Origin of the sequence: uncultured Faecalibacterium sp. (assembly GCF_900066275.1) — a bacterium.
Classification (GTDB): Bacteria; Bacillota; Clostridia; order Oscillospirales; family Ruminococcaceae; genus Faecalibacterium; species Faecalibacterium taiwanense.
In genome coordinates this window covers 22039-33294 of the sequence record NZ_FMFG01000003.1, presented here as the reverse complement: position 1 = coordinate 33294, position 11256 = coordinate 22039, and the positions used below count along the sequence as shown (strand labels likewise).

Below are 11256 nucleotides of genomic sequence, written 5' to 3'. Positions count from 1 at the left end.
GATGGTTTCAGCCTTGATGAGGGCGTTCTCGGCAAAGGTGGTGCCGGTCTCCTCCGGCTCGATGGTGATGCCCAGCTGCTTCTGGCTGACCACCTCGTGGCCCTGCGCTTCCAGAATGCGGCGCAGTTCGCGGAGCTTTCCGGCGTTGCCGGTAGCTGCACAAATTTTCATGCTGCGACCCTCCTTAGTGCTTCCACTGGCGTGGGAGCAGCTCTTCCACAAAGCCCTCCGGGGTAAAGGGCAGCAGGTCGTCGATGCCCTCGCCCACGCCGATGAAGCGCACCGGCAGGCCCAGACGCTGCTTGACCGCCACCACGCAGCCGCCCTTGGCGGTGCCGTCCAGCTTGGTCAGGATGATGCCGGTAGCATCTGCAGCCTTGCAGAATTCCTTGGCCTGACTGATGGCGTTCTGGCCGGTGATGGCATCCAGCACCAGCAGCGTTTCAAGGCTGGCTTCCGGGCTGGCCTTCTTGACGCTGCGGCTGATCTTGGAAAGCTCTGCCATCAGGTTTGCCTTGTTGTGCAGACGGCCTGCAGTGTCGGCAATGACCATGTCATAGCCGCGTGCGGTGGCAGACTTTACGGTGTCGAAAATGACAGCCGCCGGGTCTGCGCCCTCGCCTGCGCTCACAATGGGCACACCGGCGCGGTCGGCCCAGATCTCCAGCTGTTCGCTGGCTGCGGCACGGAAAGTATCGCCTGCGGCCAGCATCACCTTTTTGCCCTCGCGGGTGTAGTGATCGGCCAGCTTTGCAATGCTGGTGGTCTTGCCCACGCCGTTCACGCCAATGACCAGAATAACGGCCGGCTTGCCGGAAAGATCCATCTCGGCATCCGGTGTCATTTCCTCGGCAATGATGTCGCGCAGGGCATCCGCCGCCTCTTCGCCGGTCTTCAGGCCCTTTTCGTGCACACGGTCGCGCAGCTTATCCACCAGACGCACGGCCACCTCGCCGCCCACATCTGCAAGGATGAGCTGCTCTTCCAGCTCATCGTACATATCATCGTCGATGACGCTGCCGGTGAGGGTGTTGAGGATATTGCCCCAGAAACCGGTGCGGGTCTTTTCCAGACCCGTTTTCATTTTTTCCTGTTCTTTTTCTTTGTTTTTCTTGCCAAATCCGAAGAACCCCATGGTGTCCTCCTATCTTTTTCTTTAATATATATCAGGAAACCAGCGTTGCGTCAACCTGTTCCAGATCAAGCTTGAGCAGCTTGGACACGCCGTCCTCCTGCATGGTAACGCCGTAAAGCACATTCGCGGCTTCCATTGTGCCGCGGCGGTGGGTGATGACGATGAACTGGGTCTTGTCGCTCACCCGGCGTAAGTACTGGGCAAAACGCACCACATTGGCATCGTCCAGAGCGGCTTCGATCTCGTCCAGAATACAGAACGGGGCCGGGTTGACCGCCAGAATGGCAAAGTAGATGCTGATGGCCACCAGCGCCTGCTCGCCGCCGGAAAGCGCTTCCAGATTCTTGATCACCTTGCCCGGCGGTGCCACCCGGATGCCAATGCCGCAGGAGAGCACATCGCTTTCATCCTCCAGCACAAGGCTGGCTTCGCCGCCGCCGAACAGCTCGGTAAATACGCGGCCAAAGTTTTCGTTGATGGCGCGGAAGCTGTCGGAGAAGATCTCCCGCATCTGTGCCGAAAGCTTGGAGATCATGCGGGTCAGCTCATTGCGGCTTTCCTCCACATCGGTCACCTGATGCATCAGGGCATCGTAGCGGGCCTTGACCTCCTTGTATTCCTCGATGGCGCTCACATTCACGCTGCCAAGGGCGCGAATTTTGCCGCGCAGGTCGGCCACCTGTGCGCGCAGGGCCGTCAGGCTTTCAAACTCCACGCAAAGGTTCTCTGCCTGACTGACCGAGAGCTGGTATTCATCCCACAGCTTTGCCACGGTCTGGTCGTACTCGGTCTCGGCAGCGGCCTTGCGCTCTGCAAGGCGGGCCATCTCGCGCCCCATTTCCTCGCGGCTGTCGGAGGAAGTACGCGCCCGGCTCAATGCTGCTGTTTCAGCCTGCTGGCGTTCCAGCCGCTGTTCCGTGGCTTCCCGGATGGCCTTTTCTTTTTGGGCGATCTCGGTCTGGCTGTCGGACTTTGCCTGCCGGATGGCTGCAATTTCTGCCCGGCAGCTCTCGCTGCGCTGTGCCAGTGCCACAAGGCTTTCTTCCAGCGTGGCGCGGCGGGCAGCGGCATCCTGTGCCCGCTGTTGCAGCGCTGCGATCTGGCTGTAGGCCAGTTCTGCATCCTTCTGGCGGGTCACCTGTTCCAGCCGCTTTGCGCTGAGCTTTTGGCTCAGTTCGGTCTGCTGAGCCACAAAGTTGTCGTCACCTTCGGCAATTCGGTTCATCTCCGCCGTCAGCAGGTCAATCTTTGCCGTCAGCCGGGCCTGCAGGCTGGCAGCTTCCTCTGCTTTGCCACGGCTCTCTGTCAAGGCCGCCTGCAAAGCATCGATCTGCTGCTGGCCGTTGCTGCGGGCCGTTTCCAGCTGGGCGGCAGCAGCTTCCAGCCGCTTCTGCTCTGCCTCGGCACGCACTTTGTCGTTGGCGGCGGTGATCTGTTCACTGGCCGTGGCGGTCAGCTCTGCCTGAAGGGCATCTACCTGCTCTTTGCAGCGGTCGGTCTTTTCCTGTGCAGCAAGGCAGTCTTTTTGTAACTTGGCCGCTTTCACCCGCAGCTCTTCCATCTCCTGCTTGCGGGTGAACAGGCCTGCGCTGCGCTGGACGCTGCCGCCGGTAAAGCTGCCGCCTGCATTGATCACCTGACCATCCATGGTCACGACCTTGCTGCGAAAGCCGTTGTCCCGCGCCACGCGAGAAGCTTCGTTGATGTCGTCCACCACGATGATGCGGCCCAGCAGGTTCGATACGATGTTGTCATACCGGCGGTCGGCCTGCACCAGACTGGAGGCAAGCCGTGCCGTACCGGAGAGTCGGCCACGGAACACGCCGGGCTGGACGGTATCCAGCGGCAGGAAGGTGGCGCGGCCTGCATTGTCATTGCGCAGCAGGGCAATGGCCGCTTTGGCAGCGGCTTCGTTCTCTACCACGATGTTCTGCAGCGCACCGCCCAGAGCCGTTTCCACAGCCACTTCACAGCCCGGCTCCACCTTTAAGATGGCGGACACCGGCCCGATGATGCCCCGCAGGCGGCGTGCACCGGCAGCACGCATGACGGCCTTGACCGAGTTTTGGTAGCCGTCCATGTTCTTTTCCAGTTCCCGCAGCACGGAAAGGCGCTGGCGGGCCGCATCCAGCTCACGGCCAAGGCACTGCTCTGCTGCGTCGGCATCGTCCAGCGCAGCCTTGCGGCCTTTCAGCTTAAGTTCCACGCCGGAACGGACATTTGCCAGCTGCTTCTCGTTTTCTTCCAGCATCCGGCGATACTTGATGGTGTCGTCCAGATCCTGCTTTGCTTCGTCCCGCTGGGCGGTGCTTTCCTGCACGCTCTGCTCAAGGGCAGGCAGGCGCTGGCGGGCTGTTTCCCCGGCAGCTTCGGCAGCGGCCTGCGCCACCTGCGCTTCGGTGCGCCGGGCTGTCAGGCCGGCAAGTTCCGCTTTCAGGGTATCCTTGCGGGCACCGCTGGCACTGCTGGCATCGGTCAGACGTGCGATCTCCGCGTTTAACGCTTCGATCTCTGCCGCCAGCTTTTCGCCCTCCGCTTCCATGGTCTTTGCCACGGCACGGTGGCGCTGCAAGGCGGCCTGTGCCTCGGTGCTGTCCTGTTCCCCGGCGCTGATCTCTTCCTTCAGGGATGCGGCGCTCTCCTCGTTGCGGAGGATGTCGTTTTCCAGCACAGCGATACGGCTCTCCGACCCGCTGATCTGCTCGGTGATGCTGCGGATATCCCCATTCAGGCGCTCAACAGCAACCGTAAGCTGCTGTGCCTGCATCCGGATCTCCTCAGCCTCCTGCTCGGCGGCTTTCGTCTCCCGGTCAAAGCGCTCGTAGTCGGCCTGTGCTGTCTCGTAGTCCCGCACCTGCTGGCGCACGGCTTCGCGCGCGCGGTGCACACCGTCGGTCCACAGGGTCACTTCCAGCGTTTTGCGCTGTGCGGCCAGCTCGAGGAACTTTTCTGCCTTGGCGCTCTCTTTTTCCAGCGGGCCTACCCGGCTTTCCAGCTCGCCAAGGATGTCCCGCAGGCGTTCAAGGTTTTCGCCCGCCGCAGCAAGGCGGCGTTCCGCCTCGGTCTTGCGGTAGCGGTACTTGGCAATGCCGCAGGCTTCCTCAAAGATCTCGCGGCGCTCACTGCTTTTTGCGGCCACGATCTCCGCAATGCGGCCCTGCCCGATGACCGAGTAGCCGTCGCGGCCAATGCCGGTATCCAGCAAAAGTTCGTACACATCCTTCAACCGGCACACCTGCCCGTTGATGGTATACTCGCTGTCGCCGGAGCGGTAATATTTGCGGCCAATGGTCACTTCGTCCGCATCCACATCAAAGGTGTGGTCTGCGTTATCCAGCGTCAGCCGCACCTGCGCAAAGCCCATGGCTCCGCGCCGCCGGGTGCCGCCGAAGATCACGTCCTCCATCTTGCCTGCCGCGCGCAGCTGGCGGGAGCTGGTCTCGCCCAGCACCCAGCGCACTGCGTCCGAAAGGTTCGACTTGCCGGAGCCGTTGGGACCCACCACGCCGGTAACGCCTGCGTCGAACCGAATTTTGACTTTATCGGGAAAGCTCTTGAAGCCCTGGATCTCCAGTTCCTTGAATACCATTTACTTTTCCTTTATCACGCCCAGCAGCTTGAGCGCTTCTTTTGCTGCGCACTGCTCAGCGGCCTTTTTGCTGCGGCCTTCGCCACGGGCCACGCGGTCAGAGTTGAACCGCACAGCCACCACGAAATGCTTGTCGTGATCCGGGCCGGACTCGCTTTCTACTACATAGCTCAACCGCTCTTCCGGGTTCTGCTGCACGATCTCCTGCAGGCGGGTCTTATAGTCAGCCTCGGCGTGCTTGCCCTCGGTGATAAAGGGCAGGATGAAGCTGCGGGCCACATCCATGCCGCCATCCAGATACAAAGCCGCGATCAGCGCTTCAAACGCATCGGACACAACGCTGGGGCGGTTGCGTCCGCCGCAGCGCTCTTCGCCGCGGCCAAGGCGCAGGTACTCGCCCAGATCGATCTCCTGCGCGAACTGGAACAGTGCACCCTCGCTGACAAGGCTGGCGCGGATGCGGGTCAAATCGCCCTCCGGCCGGTCGGCATAGGCGTGGAACAGATAATCTGCCGAGACGATCTGCAGCACGCTGTCGCCCAGAAATTCCAGCCGCTCGTTGTGCTTGACCGGGGTGCGGCTCTCGTTGGCATAGCTGGTATGGGTGAGCGCGATCTCCAGCAGCTCCGGGTTTTTGAACTTATAACCAATAATTGTTTCCAACTGATGGCTCATATGTTTTAGCTCCCTTATTGATGGTCAGCATCCTCGCCCTCTCAGGCTCACGTCCGTTCGCCAGCTCCCCCAAAGGGGGAGCCCTTGGCAAATCGATGCAGTCTGCACGAACTGCCAAAGCCTCTCACCCTGGGAGAGGTGGCATTGCGAAGCAATGACGGAGAGGGCAAGCCCGCTTCCCTTATTCCTCAGTTTTCTGTGCCACAGCCAGCTCGTCCAGCGCAGACTGCATGGTGCCGCACAGATCGTTCTCCACGCAGATCTTTGCCTGACGGATGGCGTTCTTGATGCCCTTGGCCTTGGAAGAGCCGTGGGCCTTGATGACCGGCTGCTTGGCCCCCAGGAAGGGTGCGCCGCCGTACTCCTCGCTGTCCATCTGGTGCTTCAGGTCTGCCACGCTGCCCTTGAGCAGCAGGTAGGCCAGCTTGCCGCCGAGGTTTGCGAGGAACATTTGCTTCAGCATGCCCAGCAGCATTTTTGCCACGCCCTCGGTCAGCTTGAGGATCACATTGCCGGTAAAGCCGTCGCACACCACAACGTCCACTTCGCCACCCGGCACATCGCGGGGCTCGATGTTGCCCACAAAGCGGATGCCGGGGGTGGTCTTGAGCAGCTGGTGGGCTTCCTTGAGCATGGGGGTGCCCTTGCTCTCCTCGGCACCGTTGTTGGCCAGCGCCACGCTGGGGCTGCAGCGGCCTTCCACCTTGTTCACATAGCAGCTGCCCATCACGGCAAAAGCTGCCAGCATCTCGGGGCGGCACTCCACATTGGCACCACAGTCCAGCAGCAGATAAGCCTGCTTTTTGGCGGGCACCATGGTAGCCAGAGCCGGGCGCTTGATGCCCTTGAGGGTGCGCACGATCAGGCTTGCGCCCACATGCAGCGCACCGGTGCTGCCGGCGGAAACAAAGGCATCGCCCTTGCCGTCTTTCAGCATGTTCAGGCCCACCACGATGGAGGAATCCTTCTTCTGGCGGATGGCGCGGGCAGGCTCATCGCACATGTCGATGACCTCGGTGCAGTTCACCAGCTCAATGCCATCCAGCGGGATGCTGTTCTCCTGTGCGGTCTTGCGCACCAGCGCTTCGTCGCCCACACCTACGACGGTGACGCCGTACTCTTTCACGGCCTGTGCGGCACCCTCCAGCACCGCCAGAGGGGCGTTGTCTCCGCCCATCATGTCCACGATAATCTTCATAGCTTTTCTCCCTTCTTAAAGAGAAGTTTCATCCAGCCAGTGCTGGAAGCTGGCAACAGCGCGCTGAGCCTGTGCCATGTAACGCAGGCGCTTGTCCCGCGGGCGGCTCTCCTCCGGCAGCGGAGGAAGGATGCCCATATTTGCGCCCATGGGCTGGAAGTGCTTGTTCTCGGTGGTCAGGTACTGCACCAGCGCACCGCACATGGTATCCACAGGCGGGGCGGGCAGCTCTTTGCCTTCCAGCCGAGCATACAGGCTGCGGGCCGCCAGCAGGCCGCAGGCAGCGCTTTCCATATAGCCCTCAAAGCCGGTGATCTGCCCTGCAAAGAACACATTGGGGTGTTCTTTCAGGCACAGCTGGGCGCTGAGCACCCGGGGCGCATCGAGAAAGGTGTTGCGGTGCATGACACCGTACCGCACGAACTCGGCATTTTCCAGCCCGGGGATCATGCTGAACACCCGCTTCTGTTCGCCCCACTTGAGGTTGGTCTGGAAGCCCACGATGTTATACAGGGTGCGCTCCTTATTTTCGGCCCGCAGCTGTACATTGGCCCACGGACGGTGGCCGGTGTTGGGATTCACAAGGCCCACCGGGCGCAGCGGGCCGAAGCGCATGGTGTCGGCACCCCGGGCGGCCATAATTTCGATGGGCATACAGCCCTCGTAGACCGTGACGGTATCGGCCTTTTTGCCGTGGGCATCCGGGTCGGGCTGAGCAGACTGCTCGGCCCCGGTGTCAAAGTCGTGCAGCGGGGCGCGCTCGGCAGACGCGAGAGCCGCGTGGAATTTCTCGTACTCTTCCTTGTTGAAAGGGCAGTTCAGGTAGTCGGCCTCGCCCCGGTCATAGCGGGAGGCGGCAAACACCTTGTTGTAGTCCAGACTTTCGGCGGTGACGATGGGGGCCACAGCATCGTAGAAGTGCAGCCGCTCGTCCCCGGTCAAGGCCCCGATCTCATCGGCCAGTGCGCCGTCGGTCAATGGGCCGGTAGCCACCAGAATGGGGGCAGATGCATCGATGTGCTCCACCTGCTCCCGGTGGACGGTGATATTTTCACAGCTTTCCACCATGCGGGTCACTTCGGCGCTGAATGCGTCGCGGTCCACCGCCAGCGCACCGCCAGCGGCCACGCGGGCTGTCTCGGCGGCGGTCAACAGCTGGCTGCCCATCCGGCGCATTTCTTCCTTCAGCAGGCCGGAAGCAGAGTCCAGCCGCTCAGCTTTCAAGCTATTGGAGCAGATCAGCTCTGCAAAGCCTGCGCTTTTGTGTGCGGGCGAAAAATGCACGGGCTTCTGTTCGTACAGGTCTACCTGTACGCCCTTGCCCGCCAGCCAGAGGGCGGCTTCACAGCCCGCAAGACCAGCGCCCAGCACGGTTACTTTATAGTTCATAGTTTTATCCTTTTAGTCCTTTTTCGGCACCGGCATCTCGTAGCCGCAGCCTTCCTTTGCGCAATACAGCTTGGAGCCTTTGCGGAACATGGTGCTGCCGCACTTGGGGCACTTGGTGGGCACCGGCATGTCCCATGTCATAAAGTCGCAGTCCGGGTAGCGCTCGCAGCCATAATAGATGCGGCCCTTGGAGCTTTTGCGCTCCAGCATACGGCCTTTGCCGCACTTGGGGCAGATGCCGCCGGTATCCTTGACCAGCCGCTTTGTGCCCCGGCACTCCGGGAAGCCGCTGCAGGCCAAAAACTTGCCGTACTTGCCCACCTTGATGACCATGGGCCGGCCGCACAGGTCGCATACCTCACTGGAAGGCTCATCCGGCACCTTGACCTTCTTGCCTTCCATGTTCTTTTCGGCCTGCTCGAGGCTTGCCGCAAAGCCCTGGTAGAAGTCATCCACCGTCTTGTGCCAGTCGGCCTTGCCGCTCTCGATCTTATCCAGATTCTTTTCCATCTGGGCGGAGAAGTCCACATCCACGATGTGGGGGAACTGCTCCAGCATCAGGCCATCCACCGCCCGGCCCAGCAGGGTGGGCTTGAGCTTTTTCTGGTCGCGCTCCACATAGCCGCGGTCGATGATGGTGGTGATAATGGGTGCGTAGGTGGAAGGACGACCGATGCCGTTTTCTTCCAGTGCCTTGATGAGGGTCGCTTCGGTGTAGCGGGCGGGCGGCTGGGTGAACTTCTGCTCGCTCTTCAGGTCGCGCAGCTTCAGCACCTGACCCTGCTCCAGCGGAGGCAGGGCGGTCTCCTTCTTTTCCTTTTCGTCGGTGGCTTCCTCGTACAGGACGGTGAAGCCGTCAAAGGTAACGGTATAGCCGCTGGCCTTGAAACGGTAGTCCGCCGCGCTGACCGTGACGGACACGGTGTCCTGCTGGCAGTCTGCCATCTGGCTGGCCATGAAGCGGCTCCAGATCATGCGGTAGAGCTTTGCTGTGTCGCCGCTGATGCTCTTGTCCACCTCGTCCGGTGTCAGGGACGGCACCGAGGGACGGATGGCCTCGTGGGCATCCTGTGCGGCAGTGGCGCTCTTGGTCTTCCATGTGCGCTTGTAGGGGCAGATATAGGCTTCACCGTAGGCCCCTGCGATATATTCCTTTGCGGCGGCAACGGCTTCATCCGAGATGCGCAGGCTGTCGGTACGCATGTAGGTGATCAGACCCATGGTGCCGTGGCCTGCAATGTCCACGCCTTCGTACAGGGTCTGGGCAGCGCGCATGGTGCGGGTGGCCGTAAAGCCCAAGCGGCGGGATGCCTCCTGCTGCAGGGTACTGGTGATGAAGGCCGGAGTGGGCTGCTTTGCCCGCTTGCCCTTTTTCAGCTCTGCCACCACGTACTCGGCCCCTTCCAGACCCTTTTCAATGGCGCGGGCCTCGGCTTCGCTTTTGGGCAGCAGCTTTTTGCCGCTGGCATCGGTGGCCAGCCGGGCGGTAAAACTCTTGTGGCCTGCGCCGAGGGTGGCATCCACGTTCCAGTATTCGTCGGGCTTGAAGCTCTCGATCTCCTTTTCGCGGTCATCGATCAGGCGCACGGCCACGCTCTGCACGCGGCCTGCGGAAAGGCCCCGGCGCACCTTGCGCCAGAGGAACGGGCTGAGCTTGTAGCCCACCAGACGGTCCAGCACACGGCGGGCCTGCTGTGCGTTGAACAGATCTTCGTCGATGGCGCGGGGATGGGCCATGCCCTCCTTCACGCCCTTTTTGGTGATCTCGTCAAAGGTCACACGGTTCGGCTCGTGGGGGTCCAGCCCCAGAATGTTTGCCAGATGCCAGCTGATGGCTTCGCCCTCACGGTCCGGGTCGGTTGCCAGCAGCACGCCGTCTGCGTGTTTGGCCTTGCTCTTCAATTCCTTGATGAGCTTTTCCTTGCCTTTGATGCTGATGTACTGTGGGGCATAGCCGTGCTCCACATCGATGCCCAGCTGGGAAGCGGGCAGGTCACGGATATGGCCCATGCTTGCGGTGACCTCGTAATCATCGCCCAGATACTTGCCAATGGTTTTCGCCTTAGCAGGCGACTCCACGATAACCAGTTTCGCCATTCGAGTTTACTCCCATTTCAAATTTTCTTTCTTCTCTATCAGGAACGCACCGTGCAACTGCACAGTACGGGATTCTCTATTTTTATATCATACCACAGCTGTTGTGTGCTGCGCCAGCAGAAATTATACTATTTTATCACATACCGCTTGCCCGGCATGCACAGCACCCGGCCGGAAAGCTCCAGCTTCATCAGGGTGCCCAGCAGCATCGCTGTAGGCAGGCCGCTGCGCACGCAAAGCTCCTCAATGCCAAGGGGCTGCGGCCCGATGCAGGAAAGCACCTTCCGCTCGTTCTCGCTCAGAGGCTCCGGCTGCTTTGCCGTCACCGCCGCTGCGCTCTGCCGGTGCAGGCCCAGCGGGCCAAGCAGGTCAGCAGCAGAACACACGGCACGTGCTCTGCCGTCCCGCAAAAGGCCGTTTGTGCCTGCGGAATTGGGCGAGTAGATGCTGCCTGGCACCGCGAACACCGGCTTGCCATAGCGTTCGGCGTGAGACACGGTGGACATGGTGCCGCTTTTTTCCTGCGCTTCCACCACCAGCAATGCAGAGCTGAGCGCCGCAATGAGCCGGTTGCGCTGCAAAAATCCATTTGGGCCAACGCCCTCACTGCGGGGCGGGTACTCACTGATCACGCAGCCCTTCTGCTCGATCTTGTGCCGCAGCACCACATTGGCCGCAGGATAGGTGCGGTCGATGGGCACGCCCATCACAGCAATGGTAGGGCAGTTGTTTTTGACAGCAGCGCGGTGCCCGGCGCTGTCCAGCCCGTCCGCAAGGCCGCTGACGATCAAAGCGCCGCTTTGGGCCAGTTCCCCGCCAATGTCCGCCGCTGCGTTCAGGCCGTATTCGGTAGGCTTGCGGCTGCCCACGATGCCCACCGCGCCCGGCTCGTTGAGCCAGAGCGGATCGCCGGTGCAGTAGAGCACCAGCGGCATATCCGGGATGCGGGAAAACGCCAGCGGATAGTCCGGATCGTCAAACGGCAGGATGCGCACACCCAGATCATCGCACCGCATCACCAGCGGGTGGTACTGTTCCGGGGCCAGCTGCTGCGCCCGCAGAGCTGCTGCCTCTCCCGCTGCAAGACGAAATTCTGCCGTATCGCGGGCTTCCCATGCTTCCTGTGCACCGCCAAAGGCATCCAGCACACGGCCCGCGTGAACGCTGGCCGGG

General features: G+C 61.5%; 8 protein-coding genes. All 8 read right to left on the bottom strand.

Annotated elements, in window-relative coordinates:
• On the bottom strand, window positions 1-171 hold a 171-nt coding region (locus tag QZL71_RS01885), incomplete at its 3' end, for a non-canonical purine NTP pyrophosphatase (protein ID WP_294647613.1).
• A gap of 13 nt (window positions 172-184) precedes the next feature.
• Complete coding sequence (gene ftsY, locus QZL71_RS01880) at window positions 185-1135, bottom strand: signal recognition particle-docking protein FtsY (RefSeq protein ID WP_154259312.1); 951 nt, start codon at window positions 1133-1135, stop codon at window positions 185-187.
• A gap of 31 nt (window positions 1136-1166) precedes the next feature.
• Entirely contained in the window at window positions 1167-4724 is a 3558-nt protein-coding gene (gene smc / locus QZL71_RS01875; protein WP_294647506.1) for a chromosome segregation protein SMC, read from the bottom strand.
• Window positions 4725-5399, bottom strand: coding sequence for a ribonuclease III (gene rnc / locus QZL71_RS01870; RefSeq protein ID WP_097776548.1), 675 nt, complete (start codon window positions 5397-5399; stop codon window positions 4725-4727).
• Between the two features lie 181 nt (window positions 5400-5580).
• Window positions 5581-6597 (bottom strand): phosphate acyltransferase PlsX, encoded by a 1017-nt coding sequence (plsX, locus tag QZL71_RS01865; RefSeq protein WP_294647505.1) that lies wholly within the window; start codon window positions 6595-6597, stop codon window positions 5581-5583.
• 15 nt (window positions 6598-6612) lie between these two features.
• Entirely contained in the window at window positions 6613-7986 is a 1374-nt protein-coding gene (gene trmFO, locus QZL71_RS01860; RefSeq protein ID WP_207698649.1) for a methylenetetrahydrofolate--tRNA-(uracil(54)-C(5))-methyltransferase (FADH(2)-oxidizing) TrmFO, read from the bottom strand.
• 12 nt (window positions 7987-7998) lie between these two features.
• Window positions 7999-10083 (bottom strand): type I DNA topoisomerase, encoded by a 2085-nt coding sequence (gene topA / locus QZL71_RS01855; protein WP_097781621.1) that lies wholly within the window; start codon window positions 10081-10083, stop codon window positions 7999-8001.
• A 128-nt stretch (window positions 10084-10211) separates the two neighbouring features.
• The coding region (gene dprA / locus QZL71_RS01850; protein WP_294647503.1) for a DNA-processing protein DprA at window positions 10212-11256 on the bottom strand (1045 nt) is incomplete at its 5' end.